Origin of the sequence: Ornithinimicrobium murale, assembly GCF_003352835.1 — a bacterium.
Classification (GTDB): domain Bacteria; phylum Actinomycetota; class Actinomycetes; order Actinomycetales; family Dermatophilaceae; genus Ornithinicoccus; species Ornithinicoccus muralis.
This window is the reverse complement of record NZ_QLVD01000018.1, coordinates 14,080-29,824: the sequence shown is the minus strand read 5'-3', so window position 1 is coordinate 29,824 and position 15,745 is coordinate 14,080. Positions and strand designations below refer to the sequence as shown.

General features: G+C 61.9%; 12 protein-coding genes and 1 pseudogene. 3 read left to right on the top strand and 10 right to left on the bottom strand.

From position 1 onward, the window contains the following. Positions 1 to 273: 273 nt before the first annotated feature. From DPQ65_RS06225 to DPQ65_RS06215, 3 genes are read left to right on the top strand one after another with little or no spacing between them, the layout of a single operon-like run. Positions 274 to 1,347, top strand: a complete 1,074-nt coding sequence (locus DPQ65_RS06225; RefSeq protein WP_114906525.1) for an ABC transporter substrate-binding protein — start codon at positions 274 to 276, stop codon at positions 1,345 to 1,347. 42 nt (positions 1,348 to 1,389) lie between these two features. Next, positions 1,390 to 3,126: an ABC transporter permease gene (locus DPQ65_RS06220; RefSeq protein ID WP_114906524.1), complete on the top strand. Its 1,737-nt coding sequence runs from the start codon at positions 1,390 to 1,392 to the stop codon at positions 3,124 to 3,126. After that, on the top strand, positions 3,123 to 3,776 hold the full coding sequence (locus tag DPQ65_RS06215) for an isochorismatase family protein (RefSeq protein WP_114906523.1): 654 nt from the start codon (positions 3,123 to 3,125) through the stop codon (positions 3,774 to 3,776). The genes DPQ65_RS06220 and DPQ65_RS06215 overlap by 4 nt, the downstream gene beginning before the upstream one ends. A 91-nt stretch (positions 3,777 to 3,867) precedes the next feature. On the opposite strand, the pseudogene DPQ65_RS06210 reads toward DPQ65_RS06215, so the two are convergent. The 10 genes and pseudogenes from DPQ65_RS06210 to DPQ65_RS16450 all read right to left on the bottom strand — a co-directional run. Further along, positions 3,868 to 4,842 (bottom strand): annotated as a pseudogene (locus DPQ65_RS06210) (IS1634 family transposase); the annotation flags it as partial. 83 nt (positions 4,843 to 4,925) lie between these two features. Then, positions 4,926 to 5,915, bottom strand: a complete 990-nt coding sequence (locus DPQ65_RS06205; RefSeq protein WP_114906522.1) for a tyrosine-type recombinase/integrase — start codon at positions 5,913 to 5,915, stop codon at positions 4,926 to 4,928. Continuing rightward, a complete protein-coding gene (locus DPQ65_RS06200; protein ID WP_114906521.1) occupies positions 5,912 to 6,850 on the bottom strand; it encodes a tyrosine-type recombinase/integrase in 939 nt (312 codons plus the stop codon). Before DPQ65_RS06200 ends, DPQ65_RS06205 begins: the two co-directional genes overlap by 4 nt. Continuing rightward, positions 6,847 to 7,911, bottom strand: coding sequence for a tyrosine-type recombinase/integrase (locus DPQ65_RS06195; protein WP_162802050.1), 1,065 nt, complete (start codon positions 7,909 to 7,911; stop codon positions 6,847 to 6,849). The genes DPQ65_RS06200 and DPQ65_RS06195 overlap by 4 nt, the downstream gene beginning before the upstream one ends. A 204-nt stretch (positions 7,912 to 8,115) precedes the next feature. After that, positions 8,116 to 8,703: a hypothetical protein gene (locus tag DPQ65_RS06190; protein ID WP_114906519.1), complete on the bottom strand. Its 588-nt coding sequence runs from the start codon at positions 8,701 to 8,703 to the stop codon at positions 8,116 to 8,118. 403 nt (positions 8,704 to 9,106) lie between these two features. Continuing rightward, a complete protein-coding gene (locus tag DPQ65_RS06185) occupies positions 9,107 to 9,907 on the bottom strand; it encodes an IclR family transcriptional regulator (protein ID WP_114906518.1) in 801 nt (266 codons plus the stop codon). 162 nt (positions 9,908 to 10,069) lie between these two features. Further along, a complete protein-coding gene (locus tag DPQ65_RS06180; protein ID WP_162802049.1) occupies positions 10,070 to 11,545 on the bottom strand; it encodes an aldehyde dehydrogenase family protein in 1,476 nt (491 codons plus the stop codon). A gap of 929 nt (positions 11,546 to 12,474) precedes the next feature. After that, the gene (locus tag DPQ65_RS06175) at positions 12,475 to 13,020 is read right to left on the bottom strand and encodes an aromatic-ring-hydroxylating dioxygenase subunit beta (protein WP_114906555.1); all 546 of its coding nucleotides are present in this window, start codon (positions 13,018 to 13,020) and stop codon (positions 12,475 to 12,477) included. Further along, positions 13,020 to 14,405, bottom strand: coding sequence for an aromatic ring-hydroxylating oxygenase subunit alpha (locus DPQ65_RS06170; RefSeq protein ID WP_114906516.1), 1,386 nt, complete (start codon positions 14,403 to 14,405; stop codon positions 13,020 to 13,022). Before DPQ65_RS06170 ends, DPQ65_RS06175 begins: the two co-directional genes overlap by 1 nt. A 53-nt stretch (positions 14,406 to 14,458) precedes the next feature. Further along, entirely contained in the window at positions 14,459 to 15,742 is a 1,284-nt protein-coding gene (locus tag DPQ65_RS16450; protein ID WP_420330072.1) for an NAD(P)/FAD-dependent oxidoreductase, read from the bottom strand. Between the last annotated feature and the right edge of the window lie 3 nt (positions 15,743 to 15,745).

Below are 15,745 nucleotides of genomic sequence, written 5' to 3'. Positions count from 1 at the left end.
TCGGTACCACCTAGACTCGCTCATCTACGTAAGGAGACCAGTGTGCGGGTGGGTAGATCCAAGCACGCCTCCTCGGTCGAGTCAACAACCTCTCCCGAACCGGCTGGGCTGTGGGCCACCGCCGCGTGCGGCGTAATCTGCAGATCGATTGAAACCCTTGACTTTGCGTACTCTTTGCTTCTAGCGTCGTGCTACATGGGAAGACGGCAACTCACATAGTAGACGCCGCGGCCCCCAGGGAGAACACCCCAAAACGATGGACAGGAGTACTCCATGGCAGACAAATTCGCCGTGCCCGGTGCAGGGTTGACATTCGATCGACGGCAGGTTCTCCAAGGCCTGAGTGCACTTGCGGGTGCAGGCATCTTGGGGGGGCTGGCAGGTTGCGGAGGTGACTCCTCATCCACGACCGGCGGCTCCTCCGACGATGGTGGCGGTAGCAGCAGGCTGGTCGTCTACGCCACGACGGTGCCTCCCGTTCAGGAGAGGCTCGCCGCGGGATTTACTGCGAAGACCGGGATACCGGTGGAGTCCCTGCGGCTAGCCACCGGAGCCCTCGCGCAGCGGTTTATGGAGGAGCAGCGTGCCGGGCAGCATACAGCCGACATCATCACCCTTGGTGACCCGCTGGTCTTCCGGGACCTCGTGGCGCAGGACATGCTCCGCGACCTCACCACTGTGGAGAACTACAACGCCATCCCCGCAGAGTGGGACCCCCAAGAGAAGCGCATCTTGTTCAGTCAATCGCCGGAGACGATCCTCTACAACACAGACGCCGTCGCCGAAGACGAGGTGCCGACGGGCTGGGGGGACCTGCTCGACAGCCGGTTCAAGGGCGAGATCCTCATGGCAGATCCTCGGAACAACCAGACGTCCCAGGGCCGACTGTTCCTGATGATCCACTCTGCGTACGGCGACGAATTCTTCACAGAACTAGCGAAGCAAGAGGTTCGACTAACCCCGAATGCTCCGGCTGCCACCGAGACCGTCGCGGCAGGCGGCGGATCGATCGCCTTCCCCGGCCTCGACATGAACCTGCTGCCTTTCGTCGAGACGAAGGCGCCTATAGCGACGATCCCGCGAGCTCCGTCGCCAACCCACATGCTGTACTTCTACTCAGGAATGGTGAACTCTGGCCCGAACCCCGAGGCAGCCGAGCAATGGATATCCTATATTCTGAGCGAGGAGGGCCAGCAGCTCGTTAACGATGGTGTAGGCGTTTCCTTCTACGGACCGGACAAGATAAAAGGATCGCTACCGATGCCGGACACCTTGGTGGACCCTTCGCCGGAGGAAGCGCTTGAGAGCTTGCCGCGCTTTCTCGAGCTACTCAATATCGGAGCCTGAGCTGCTCAAAACCCTCAACGCGTCAATACGGGAAGAGCACCGATGACCGAGATTACTTCTGCTGCAAAATTGCCCGCCGTCTCTACCGTGCGCGCTGGCCACGGCCTAGTTCGTAAGTTCATGCCCTGGTTGCTCGGCGTGCTTCTGCTCGTCGTCGTGGCACTGATCGTCTATCCGATCGGCCGCATGGTCATCGCCAGTTTCTACCAGGAAGGGGCGTTCACTCTCGAACCCGTGCGTGCCGTACTCAACAGCGAGGGCATCGGGCGAGTGGTGTGGAATACCATCGTCTACACCGTCGGCACGCTCGTCGTCGCCACCAGCATTGGCGGTCTCCTAGCTTGGATCAACGAGCGAACTGACGCGCGCATCAACTGGTTAGCCGGTGTGCTTCCGTTGATTCCCCTGCTGATCCCACCCATTGGCAGCGCTCTCGGCTACGTGCTGTTGTTCGACGAGCGAGCGGGCGTCTTCAACGCTATTTTGCGCCAGCTCCTCGGGATTGCTGGTAACGAGGGCCCCGTGTCGGTCGCCAACTTTCCGGGTCTCATCCTAGTCAGCTCCATCAACCTCGCTCCGTTGGCGTATCTGGTCATCAGCGCAGCTTTCCGCAACGTCGACCCCGCGCTCGACGAGGCGTCACGCGTGTTCGGAGCGGGCCACCTGCGGACGCTTCGTCGAGTGACCCTCCCGGTTATACGGCCTGCTTTAGCAAGTGGCTCCCTAGTCGTTGGGATCATGGCGGTGGGTGCCTTCACATATCCGCTGATTATCGGAACGAGCGCAGGTATCACCACCCTACCGGTGTACATCTACCGCCTATTCTCGGTCTACCCTCCTCAGGAGGATGTCGCGATCACGCTCGGCGTGATGATGCTTCTGGTCATCCAAGTCGCAGTGGTCCTTCAGATGAGAGTCGCCCGCTCCGTCCACCGCAGCACAATCGCCGGCAAGAGGTCCTCCAACGCTGTCGTGCGTCTGGGAAAGTGGCGATGGGTGCTCCGGCTCTTCATCATCGCTTACGTTTGCGCGGTGATCCTGCCACTCATCGGTCTAGTGATCGGATCGCTGCAACCATACCGAGCCAGCGTGCTGGATCCGTCGACGTTCACACTGGACACCTATCGCAGCGTCCTGACTAACCCGCTCACCCAAGAGTCGCTCCTGAACAGCTTCACCCTTGGCGCGGTGGCAGCACTGCTAGTCATGGCTGTTAGCGCCGTGCTCATCTACTCCACTTCCCGCAGCATTGGCAAGGGGGGCCGCCTCGTTGAGGGAGTCCTATTCATGCCGGCCTCCATCCCGCACACAGTCATCGGCGCAGCGTTTCTGTTCACCTTCAGTCGACCACCGCTGATCCTGTACGGAACGCCCCTGCTCCTGCTATTCGCCTATATCGTAGCTTTCATGCCTCAGGGAGCCTCTGCCGCGGCATCGGCAGTAAGCCAATCGAGCAAGGAGCTGTCAGAGGCGTCAAACGTTAGCGGTGCCGGACCATTGCGTACGTTGGTGCGTGTCGTGCTCCCGCAGATGCTGCCGGGGCTCGTGGCAGGTTGGGTGATTGTGTTCTTCCTCGCGGTCAATGAGGTGACCGCTTCCGCTCTCCTGGCGGGTCTTGGCACCTCCGTCGTAGGGCATCTGGCCGTTGACTTCTTCAACAACGGCCGTCTGGCCGACGTAGCTGTACTCGCCATTCTGGTCACGGCGATTACGGCGACAGTTGTCGGTGCGGTGTCACGTCTCGCTAGTCGATCATTCCGAACAGGAGTCCCGTCATGAGTACCTCAGTGCTGAATCAGTTCGCAGAAGAACGTCAGTTCTATCTCGACCGAGGATTTGGTGACCGTGTCGGCTTTGGAGTCCAGCCGGCCTTACTCGTCATCGACCTAGCAAGGGCGTGGCTAGATGAGCGCTCTCAGCTGGGGGCATCGTTGGACGACGTGGTTGAACACGCTGTGGAGCTACTAGCCGCAGCCCGTCTGGCGGAGGTCCCCGTCTTCTTCACCACTACGGCATACGCCCCTGGCCTCCTGGACAGAGGAGCCGTCATCAACAAGAAGCGCCCGGGGCGCGATCTGCTCGTCCAAGATTCTGAGTGGGTCGATCTCGACCCTCGGCTCAATCGTCGGGACGATGAAGTGCTCATCGTGAAGCAACGCGCAAGTGCTTTTTTTGGCACAACCTTGCTGAGCCAGTTGGTCGCGAAACGAGTCGATACAGTGATCCTGGCAGGCTGCTCAACGAGCGGTTGTGTGCGTGAGACAGCGAGTTCTGCGCACGACTACAACCTGCACGTCATCATCGCCGAGGAGGCGGTAGGGGACCGCTCTGCGCGAGCGCACGCCAACAGCCTCCTGGATATGGACCGTTCGATTGGGGACGTCATGGCTGTGGCGGACGTCGTGTCCCACGTATCAGCATCCGCTTAGCCTCGTCCTTTCATCTGGCAGCCGTAGGACGGTGAAGCGCCCTCGGATTTGAGGCTGTTCGCCGACGGTGCCGGGCCTGAGTTTGATCACTTTAGTGACCACCCGGGTTGAGGAGGTCTAGCAACTCGGCGGCCTCTGGTGGGATGGCTGGGGCGGCGGTGATCGTGGAGTCGCCAGCGGTGATCACGGCCGAGCGGAGGGGCCGCAGGGTATTGAGGATCTTCTTGATCGAGGCGCCGGTGCGTTGCTGGGCCTCGCGGGAAATCGCCAGGGCGGCGAACACGATACTCAGGTGGGCCTCGATCGAGTCCTTGGTGCGGTGAAGAATAGGTCGCGCTTTGAGGTCGGACTTGGCCATCCGGAAGGACCGTTCGACCTGGTACAGGTCGTGGTAAGCGGCCACCACGGCGAGTCCGTCCATCTGCTCGACGCCGATGTTCGTGACATAACCTTTCAGCCCGGTCATCGATCTGGCCCGTTCAACGAGGTCCCAGTTCACGCCCTTGGTCGCACCGTCGACCCGCACGAACCGGTCACGCTTCAGCGGCCGCTTCCCGGCGGCGACGTCCTCGGCCTTCTTGACCATCGCGTTGATCGCCCGGTCATCGTTCTTAGACCGCTTGAACGAGTAGTGGTACACGACCCGGCGGGTGCGTTTGTCCTTGCCGGTACCCATGGCCCGGGTGGTCTCCACGGTCTGCCCGTCGGTGAAGTGATTGCCCTTGGTCTTGAAGTGGGTGGCCAGGTCGTACGGGGTCTTCGCCGCGCGGGAGCCGACGATGAACGACAACCCGGCATCTTCTAGGGCCAGCAGATTCGCCGCGGACAGCATCCCCGCATCGGCCACCACGACGAGTTCGGTGACCTGGTGGCTCTCCTGGAACTCCTGCAGGACGGGAATCAGGGTCTTTGTCTCCGCCTTGTTCCCCTCGAACAGGTGCACAGCCAGCGGGAAACCGCTTGTGTCGCACAGCAGCCCGACAGTCACTTGCGGGTCGACGCGTCGCTCCTTAGACATGCCGACCTTGCGTAGCGCGTCTTCCTTCGGAGTCTCGAAATAGAGCGTTTATGCCGACGCCCTGGTTATGCCGATGTTTGGGGCATCGGAGCAGGTCAGCCCTGCTGTGGTGGGGTGAGAGGTCGGCATAATCAGAGGCTGGCGAGCCAGCTGAGGACGTCGGGTTCGGGGTGGTAAGCGCCCGGTCGGACGTCGGCTGGTCGGGTCCGGTCAAGCGCGGTCTGCTTGATCGTCATGTCTGCGTGGAGGTAGACGTCGGTGGAGTGGGTGTTCTGGTGACCGAGCCACAGGGAGATCACGGCGAGATCGACGCCAGCGGCGAGGAGGTTCATCGCAGAGGTGTGCCGCAGGGTGTGCATCGTGACCTTCTTCTCGGTCAGGCTCGGACAGTGTGTCCTGGCGGTGGCTAGGTGCACGGCAAGGCGGTGTTCTACAGCGTCGCGGGAGAGTTGTTGTCCGCGGGGGCCGCAGAAGAGCACGGTTCCTGGTTTGTTCGTGCGCTGGTCGAGGTAGCCGGTCAAGAGCGCGGCGGTGGCGGCGGTTAGCGGGGTTGCTCGGTGCCGGCGGCCTTTGCCGGTGCAGGTGACGTGCGCGCCGGTGCCCAGGTGGATGTCGCTCGTGCTCAGGGAGCACAGCTCGCTGATGCGCAGTCCGGTTTGGATGTCTAAAGCGAGCAGGGTGTGGTCTCGTAGCCCGGTCCAGGTGGTGCGGTCCGGTGCGGCCAGCAGGGCATTGGTCTCGGCGGTGTCGAGAAACTCCACGATGGGCTTGGCGCGACGTTTCGTCGGTATCGCCAGGATCCGGGTGATCGTTCCGGCGTGCTCGGGAGTGTCGGGTTGCGCGCGGGTGAGGACCGCTCGGATCGCTGTCAACCGCGCGTTTCGGGTGGCGACGCTGTTGCCGCGCACCTGCTCGAGGTGGTCCAGGAATCCGGTTACGAGTTCGGCAGTGAGGGCATCGAAGTCGATCTCGTCGGCGTTTACGCCGAGGACCTCGGTGAGGTGTTTGATGAGGATGCGCCAGGTGTCGCGGTAGGCCGCGATGGTGTTGGGCGACAGGTCACGCTGAGCCTGGGCGTAACTGGTGAAGTACTGCTGCAGCGCAAGGGCCAGCGTGTTCATGACTCGCCTGCCGTCCGGGCAGTTGGTTGGAGACGTTCGGCGGCCATCGCCATCAGTTGCGGTGTGGCGCTGAGGTACCAGTAGGTGTGCGCCACCTGGGTGTGCCCGAGCCAGGTCGTCAGCAGCGACAAGGTCAGTTGAGGGTCGCCACGGTCCTGGTACGCGGCGGCCATGTGCGCGGTGGCGAAGGTATGCCGCAGGTCGTGTAGCCGTGGCCGGGCCCGGCCACGAGGCGTGAGTCCCGCCGCGCGGGTCAACCGTTTGAAGTACTGCTCGATCATCTCGATCCCGAAACCGGTGCCTTTGTAGGTGACGAAGACCGGGCCGTCAGGGTCGGGGTGGGTGGCTGCGCGTTCGGGCATGGCGAGGTAGTCGACCAGCACGGCCGTCGTGGTCGGGTCGAGCGGGACGAGACGGTCTAGTGGGGTCTTGCTCCCGCGCACGAGGATGACGTCGTTGCCGGTGTCCAGATCCGGGACCGTCAATGCAACGGCTTCCCCGATCCGGATCCCGGTAGCGACCAGCAACCCCACGATCGCCCGCATCGTCGCGGCCACCCTCACGTTCGCGAACACGGCGGGGCACGCGTCGAGCAGGGCGTCCACGTCGGCCTGGGAGTAGATAAACGGCGTTGCCCGCGTGGTGGCCCGGGGCAGCAGGGAACGTGGGACGAGAGGAACGTTCCGACCGCAGGCATTGAGGTAGGCCGCGAAGGGACGCACCGCGGTGAGCCGTTGGGTCCACCACACCGGTTGCGCGTTGACCGGCTCACGAGCCCATGCCACCGCGTCATCGACCGTGAACGTCTCAGCCTTGCCGCGTGTGGCCAGCCAGGTGCAGAACTGCCGGAGTAGGTACTCGCTGGTGATCAGCTTGTAGCCCAGGGCGCGGCGTGCGTCCAGATAGGCGTCGAGTTCGGCGTGCAGCGTCTTCACGGCAGCCTCCCGAACGGCACGGCTAGCGTCCGCAGCGAGATCAGGTCGGTCCGTGCGTACACGCGCGTGCTGTCGCGGTGTGCGTGGCCGAGCAGCTCTTGAGCCTCGACCAGAGACCCTCCAGCGGCGAGAACGTTCGTCGCTGCGGTATGCCGCAGCCGGTGGGCGTGCATCACGCCGAGATCGGCCCGCTGGGCGGCGTGCGCGACGATACTTGAGATGCCCGCGCTGGTCAGCCTGCTGATGGGTGCTCGTAAACGGACGAACACGGCCCGGTCCCCGGCGGCAGCGGGACGGACGCGCAGCCACGCGATGATCGTGTGGGCCACATCCTCGGGCAGGGGAAGGGTCAAACGACGGTGGTGTTTGCCGATGACGCTGAGCCGGCCAGTGGCCCAGTCGATGTCATCGAGCACGAGGCCGGCGGCCTCGCCCGCACGCAACCCAAGGCGCGCCAACGTGATCAACACGGCTCGGTCGCGCGCACCCACCGGGGTCGTCGGGTCAGTCGCGGCCAGCAGCGCTTCGAACTGTGCCGGGCTCAGGCCACGTGGCAGCGTCGCGCGGGTGGCCCGCGCCCGCAGCACGCCAGGGCCCAGGTCCCGGTCGATCCGACCGGTCACCAGCGCCCAGCGCAGCAAGCACCGCATCGCGCTGACCAGCAGCGAACAAGATGCCGGCGCGTAGCCCTTGCCGCGCTCAGCGACGTAGGCGTTGACGCCCTCGATACCGACTGTGTCCCACCTCAGCACGCTGCCTTCCAGCAGCGTGGCGACGAAGCCGCCTACCCAGTGACGCCGGTTTCCGACGACTTCCCGGCTGATCCCGCCCTGTTCGCGCTGCCAGCGGCCCCAGGCATCCAGTTCCTGACCAACGGGCCCAAGGTCTTCCGAGCGTGGCGTGCGTGGCGGCCGGCTATGAGGATCAAGTAGATAGCGACGTAGGACGGGAAGTCGGCACACAGCCATCGCGCGACCCGCAGCGCCCGGGGCGAAACCAGCGATGAACTGACCCAACACTTCATCGTCAACAACCTCAAGCGCGACGGCGTGATCATCCATCCAGTTGCTGAACCACGCTGCGACGCTGATGACCTGGGGAATCGTTCCGGGTGAATATTGCTGAGCTGTCAGCCACTGACGAAGATCAGCAACCGCCGCGCCCGTGAGTGGGCCCCTCGGTGGGCCAGGGTGAACAGGACGCATTCGAACCACCTCCAAGTAGAGAACACTTGAAGGCTCCACCCATCTGCTTATGCCGACCTCTCACCCCACCACAGCAGGGCTGACCTGCTCCGATGCCCCAAACATCGGCATAACCAGGACGTCGGCATAAACGCTGTTATGCCGATGTCGGCATAAGAGCGTCGTCAGGTCATACAGCACCGCGCCGAGCCGTCCGGTAGGCGCGGCATGGGCATAGCAGGCGGCCCCCAGCTGGTCGCGGTAGCCACGCTCGACAGCGCGGGACAGACACCGGTAGACCGTCGCCTGCCCGGGCGCCTTGACGCCGAGTTCGCCCAGCACCCGGATGGTGTCGACCTTGGAGGTGGGCTCCACGATCCGGCCCAGCACCAACTGCTTGAACGTACGGTCCTTCAGGGCATCGAACCCCAGATCGGCGTAGAGACGTTCCAGCGCTTCCCACAGCACCAAAGATGGGGTCGCGGTCACCGCCGGGCCGGCCACCGGTCTCCCGCCAGGACGGTCCTCACCCAAGGGCAGCTGGCCCTGACCAGCATGCATCCGTTCCTGCGCCATCTGCATGAGCAGCGCCAACTCGACCTCGTCGTGGGCGGACCCAACGTGCTCGATACCCCGCACGGTCCGGCCCCGCTTGTGCACGATCTGCACCGCCGTGGCCCCAGAGCCCAGTCTTGACTCGGCGCACGAACGTCCCCACCAGGCCAGATTACCCGGGGTTCTTAGTGACCACCCCAGCACCCAAACCAGCAGGTCAACAGCCCGCGCACCACAGAATCAGCCCCGACTGATCAAACTCAGGCCGGGCACTGGGAAAGGTGACCTGATCATCGGGCTGGACATGGTCCACCATTGGGACGCCGGTCGAGCGCACCGCCAGGCTACTGGTGCCCCGTCTGCCTACTCCTTGGTTTGGGAATCCCTGTACTCGTTCAAGTCGCCATCGCGCTGGCGTTTCCAGAACGTGTCGGCACAACGCTCGGTGAATTCTCGTTCCGGTCAGGTCTAGGGGTCTAGTGCAGGGCCTCGGCAGCCTCCTGCCCGCTGACCGACCCTAGTACTGCGGCGCCTGCCAGTTTGTACTGAGGGTGGCGCGCGCGCTCCTCAGCGCCTGGATGATCTGCTTCTCATTCTTGGAAGTTACCCGGGGAGTCGGCACGGACACACTGATTGCGTACAGCGGCGGGTCCACCAGCGGTACCGAAATAGCGTAACACCGCAGACCAATAGTGTTCTCTTCGTCGTCCTGCGCGTACCCTGCCTCAGCTGCCTCGGCGAGGTCCCTCCGCAACGCGGCACGGGTCGTCACAGAATGCTGCGTGATCCCCTCCAAACGCTTCGGCAAGAGTTGGTCAACCTCGGCCCAGGGCCTGTCGGCTAGCAGTGCCTTACCCAGCGCTGTCGTCCATGCCGGCAGCCTTCGACCGGGACGCGTCACCACCGACAGCGAGTGTGGAGAGATGAACGACTGCAGATACACCACATCGGTGCCATCGAGCCTAGCCAGGTGCACTGTCTCGCTTAGTTGCGCCGCGAGCTCGTTCCTGATGCCCTCCGTCGCACGAACCGTGTCGTCCAGATCGATCACAGAAGCGGCGGCTCGGAGTGCGCTGAGGCCCAGACGAAACCGACTTCCGGCCGAATCTACCCAGCCGCGACGTTGCAGTGTCACCAACAATGCATAGGCACTGGCGCGAGGAATCCCCAAATCTTCGCTGACGCTCCGCAAGGTCATCGGCTCGCGTACGCTCATCAGGTACTCTAAGAGCGCCAACGTTCGGTCCGCTGACTTGACGGTACGGACCCCGTGCTGCTCGCGCTCGTGCGAATCCTGGCCCGCTGCAGATTGACTCATCTCGACCTCTTCTCATAACAGTACTACACCAGTATGCACGGATGTAGACGACCTCGCGCTACTGCCCGGCTGCCAGCAAGGATGCAGAGGACCCCAGGCGCCCGTTGCCACCGTTGCGCTTCGCGCCTGGCTCCCCTCATCGGTTCGTGGTACCGGGGTCAGTCAGATCGCGGTCGTGGGATCCAGGATCACGCTGATTGACTTCTTGCGGGTATAGCTGATCATCGTCTCTCGTGCGTGCTCATGGCTGGTGCCGGAGTTCTTGTAGCCGCCGAATGGCATGCCAAGCCAACGTCGCTCGATACCGTTCACCCAAACGAAACCAGATTCGATCCGCGAAGCCGTCCGTAATGCCTTCGTGATGTCGTTGGTGTACACGGCTCCGGTCAGGCCGAATTCTGTGCTGTTAACGGCCTCGATCATCGTCTCTTCGTCCTCCCATTCGATAACGGAGAGCACCGGGCCGAAGATCTCTGTCTTAGCGACATCCATATCAGCGGTCACCGAGCCGAGCACCGTCGGTTGGACATAGGCACCGCAGGACAGGGCACCCTCGGGCGCCGACCCGCCGACCAGGACTTCTGCACCCTCGTCAACGGCCGAGGAGATGAGGGATAGCACCCTCTCCTGATGGCGGCGCGAGACCATCGATCCCATCTGGGTCTGCTCAAGTTCGGGTGCTCCCATCGTGATCAGACTCACCTGCTCGACGACCAGGCGCGTCACCTCCTTCGCGATGGAGGAGTGCACGAACAGGCGTGATGTGGAGCCACATGACTGACCCTGGTGGTCGAAGTTCATACCGCGTACAGCAGTGGATGCCGCGAGCTTGACGTCGACGTCGGGAAAGATGATCAGAGGGTTCTTTCCACCCAACTCCAGTGATATCTCCTTGACGTAGCCGCTACGAGCTGCTGCCTCCTGGATGGCCAGTCCTGTGGGCACGCCGCCGGTGAGGTGGAGCCGTTGAATCCCAGGGTGGGTAACGATCGCCTGGCCGACTGCAGGTCCGCCATGGACAACATTGACCAGGCCGTCTGGGAGTGCGCCATGGGCGGCGTGCGCGATCATGGTCGCGCTAAGTGGAGTCTGCTCCGACGGCTTGAGGATCACAGCGTTGCCCGCTGCAAGAGCCGGGGCAGACAACTTGATCGGGAAGAAGGACGGATGGTTGAAGGGAGTGAGGATTCCGACCACCCCGTATGGCTCGCGAACCGTAAGATGGAGGTTCCCCGACGTTACAGGCAGCGTCTCGCCAGTTATCTCATAGCCGAGTCCGGCGAAGTGCTCCAGGTGTCGAATCCCTACGAGTAATCCCTTCTTGCCGTGGCCGATGGGCGAGCCACTGTCGTGGGCGTCGAGGATCGAGATGTCGTTGGCGATGTCGCGTAGGTTGTTTGCCCAGGCCAGCAGCCCCTTCTTCCGCTCTAGGACGCTGCAGGCCGCCCACTCCTTCTGTGCGGCTCGAGCGGCCTCAACCGCAGCCTGAACGTCCTGCTCGTCAGACTCCACAAGCAGTGCGAGGTCCTGCCCCGTCGCCGGGGCAACCTTCATCCTCGTGCGGCCACAGGCAGCAGGAACCTCCCTGCCTGCGATGTGATTGCCGATGACCTCCTGCTCTCCGATGGTCATGACCATGTGACTTCTCCTCCGTGTTTTAGCTTCTCTACCGTGACGACGTGCAGGCGCAGTGCGCCGTCGCCACCTGTCAACGGCTACTGCCCAGAGGTCCATCACTGCCTGCGGGTCGAGAACCCACCTGTCCGGCATGTGAGTTTGAACTCCGGGGGCGGGCCCAAGCGATCCTGAACCCTCCAATCTCCCCATGCATCCTATTGTCTGTCAGTCTAGACCGCTTGGGGATTAGTCCAGGGGATACTCGGTCGCTCTTCTCGCCCACAGTTTCACCCAACGCTGGTGGGGCCGTGGAACTCGCCCGTGTTCTTATCGACGGTGCGGTTGGGTGGTGTCGCGCTCGGCGGGCCGGCAGATTTCGCGGTCGTAGGCGATCCTGTCGGTGTGGCTGGCCGGTGAAATGCGGAGCGTACTGGCCGCGGGCGGGCCACTTACTGGTGCTGCTCTAAGGTGTTTTTGCGTTAATGTCCGCCTGAAGCCTGGTGGTTGAAGGTGCTGGAATAAACTCCAACACCGTCTACACCGCGACACCAGCAGGGTCCACCCGCGGAGAAGGCAAACCAACGGTCGTCGTTCGCTCCACCGAAGCGGCAAACGGCACTGATATAGCCAGATCATTCGACCGGGCACCCGGAGCCGCTCACGTCCTAATGAAACCTCAACCCACGCTCCGGCAAAAGGAGCATCGCAAGACGACAGGTCACCCCACCCGCTAGTCGGCGAACCCTGTCACGTCGGTCGTGTAGACCGCTTCGTCTCGGCGCCCTTGAAGGTCTGCATCCGGCGACGAGAGATAGGTGCAGAACAACCAGACTCCGTCTCGCGGATTCTCAGTTATCTCAACTACAGAACCGTCTGCCAGCGTCAATCGGTCTCCAGCTACCAAGCGTAGGGAATCCTCATGCGATCGTTCACCCATATTATATCCCGACTCAAAGAAAGTGGCTAAGGCTTCGTGCCAGGAAGACCGTCTGGTTGAGATAGATAGTTCGGCGAGCGATCTTCAGCTGACCATCCACGCGCCGAAGTAGGTCTCTGCGTCGCCCAACCACCGTGTCTTCCTGGTCATTCAGTCGGTGCCGGTACGTAAGAAATACATATCGGACATCCACCTCCTCATCCTTCAGACCCAGAGCTACACTCTCGGAGACCCGCACGTTTGAAATAAGGTGTGTTGTTCGAGACAGAGGTTCCTCTGCCCAGTGTACGCCGGTATGAATTTGTTCAACACGCTGGGTCAGCGTTTCCTTTCCTTCGTCTATCCAATGGATATCGTGCGCACCCTCCATGTATTCATTGTCAATATTGTCCGATCGCACGTTCCGTGCCATAGGCACGCGGTACTCCAGGTCATCTGTGAACAGATTTAACCATTCCCGGAATTGCCGGTCATCTACCATCTCAGCTTCTGAGTAGAGAAACTGTTCCACTTCTTGGAGGAGTGCCGTCCCGCGCGAGCTCAGTTTAGCTTCAGACATCACTTGTCGCCCACCTTGAGAGGAAAGGCGCGGGCATCAGGGTGCACTCTCTCATGCATAAGATACTCCCATTCCCATCCTTGCATAAACTCCGACCACCTCTTCAGCCAGACTAGCTGATTCTGCTCGGTGACCAAATTCCCACACCAAACGGCTCCCGGGTACTCGTCAAACGGCTCCGACCACCCCAACCCCTGCTGATAGTTGTATGGAAACTGTCGCGAAATCGCCCCCTTACTGGCCTCCGTAGCGTACGCCCAATTCTCGAGGTCGTCCTGTTCGGTCATTCCACCAGGACCAGAATAGGTCATGTAATAGTGCCGCAAGGTGTCTTTAACGTGATCTGGCGCGTCCTCATCAACGAGGTAGAAGCGCCAGAACTCTGTTTCCTCCGGGCCGTTGGGGTGACTCACTATGATCGTTCGGGGCTGCTCTTCATGAAAGGACATATTGGGGAAGATCGTACCCTTGCCCTGGTAGTGTGTTTTCCCCTCTAGGTTCTTTTTGCGCGTCGCGTACACCTCGCCGAAATACTTGGAAACTTCAGGATACTTAGTGAATACATCCCCTTGAACCCAGTCTTCTTCGAGTCGGGGGGTGAATCCAAGCCCACCGTGACCAAGGTCCGGCCATCCGAAGGCATAGTGATCTTTGGGCCTTTCATCCCTGCGCCCAGAAGCGCTTGGACTGATGCCGACCATATTCACAGACTTGTGGCTCACTCCGTGCGCAGCATCACCGACGAAGTTGGTCGCGGGAAACTTCCAATTGCACTTCGTTCGCCATTTCTGCACGCCAACGAGTACGACAGAACCGCCCTCCCGGCCGTCGCGGTGATTAAGTGCACTATCGAGCCACAGGCTGAAGCTACCGAGGTAGTCTTCAAGTGGCGGCGCGTTCTGGTCCCAGGTAGCCCAGATGGTCCCCCGGTAGTTCCGCATCTGTGCAACGTGGATTAGGCCCCACTCCTGCTTATCCAGCTGGCCATGATAGTGAGTCTTGAATCCTGGCACCCCCACGAGTTCGCCTGGCTTACTCACGAGTTCGCCATCCGTAGAGTAGCTCCAAGCGTGATAGGGACACGTGAAGAGGCGCGTGTTGCCCTCATCGTAGCGGCACACCTTCATCCCACGGTGCCTACAAGTGTTGAGAAGAACATGTAGCTCACCCTGGCGGTCACGAGTGAGTATGACCGACTCCTCACCCATGCGGCTCACGAAGAAGTCGTCAGGGTTTGGTACTTGGCTTTCGTGACCAATGAACAGCCACGCACGACCGAACACCTGTTTCAGCTCTTCACGGTAGATGTCATGGTCGACGAAAATCTCGCGACTCCCAGTGCCATTCTCGACGTCGACGAGACTATGTATGTCCTGCAGGGTCATCACATCCGCCTTTCGGTTGCATGGGGAGACGGGCGTCTCCGATGGAAGACAGTCTATAGCGCTTGGGGTGGGGTCGTCAAGGTCTCCGGGGTAACAGCGTTGGCAACACGCCCCGCAGGCTTCGGCGAGGCCGAGGCCGCGCCCTTTGCCCACTCGACACCCTCGCTGAACGTCGCTCCACGACTCAGCAGGCGTCGGCCCACGGCGATCGCTCTTGGGTGATCGATCGCGAGAACCGCTCGGAGCCGATCGTCCCCAAGAACAGCGACGACACGCTTACCAGTCCTCGTAATGACACTATTCATGTCCGGAGAGGCATGTCCTGAGAGTTGTACCTTGCGGCCGAAGAGATCAGACCAGAAATAGGGAGCCGTATCCCACACGGGCAGATCCAATGGCTCTGTACTCGTACACTGGCTGATAGCCCCAGCGACTATGCGACCATGGTCGCGCGCTGTCTGCCATTGCTCGACCCGGATGTGCTGCTCCGTAACTGAGTTTGGCCAGCGTGCGACGTCCCCGACTGCCCACACACGAGGTTCCGTGGTTCTTCCGGAGCCGTCGCAAACCACCCCGTCATGACACTCGAGGCCGGATCCCTCCAGCCATCCCGTATTGGGGACCACTCCGACTCCGAGCACAATAAGGTCCGCGGGAAACGTCCGCCCATCGCGGAGTCGCACTTCCTGCACGATATCGCCACCTGCGGGTTCCAGGACATCCATGCTGTAGTCGATCTGAACGTTGTGCCCGACGGCCCCTTCCACACAAAGCCGACCCAGAGCAGGGGGTAGCACTCGCGAAAGCGGGGCATCGGCCCGTTCCAACACTTGCACGACCCATCCCGCGTCTGCGGCCGCAGTCGCGACCTCCAACCCGATGAAGCCCGCACCTAGCACGACGAGACGGCCGGGGCCCCGTTCAAGGCAGGCCGCCAACACGTCGGCGTCCCTGAGGGTCCGAAGTACTAGGACACCGGGCAGTCCACTCCACCCGGGCAGCGTCCGGGCAGAGGCGCCTGTCGCGATGACAACGTGATCCGCCGGAAAGTGCTCATCGTCTGCAGTCCGCACTCCCAGGATGTCGGTGGTCACCTTCGCCGCCTTGGTGCTTAACCGGAGGCAAACATTGTTCTTTTCGTACCAGCCTGAATCTCGCAGAGCCAGGGACTGTCGACCTGCGGGCAACGTACCGGCGAGAAACTGCTTGGACAGAGGCGGGCGATCGTAGGGTTCGCAATCTTCATCGCTAAGCAGAACGATCTCTCCATTGAACCCTTGTTCCCGGAGCTCCTCCGCAACGGACACGCCAGCAACGGATGCGCCGACTATCAGCACACG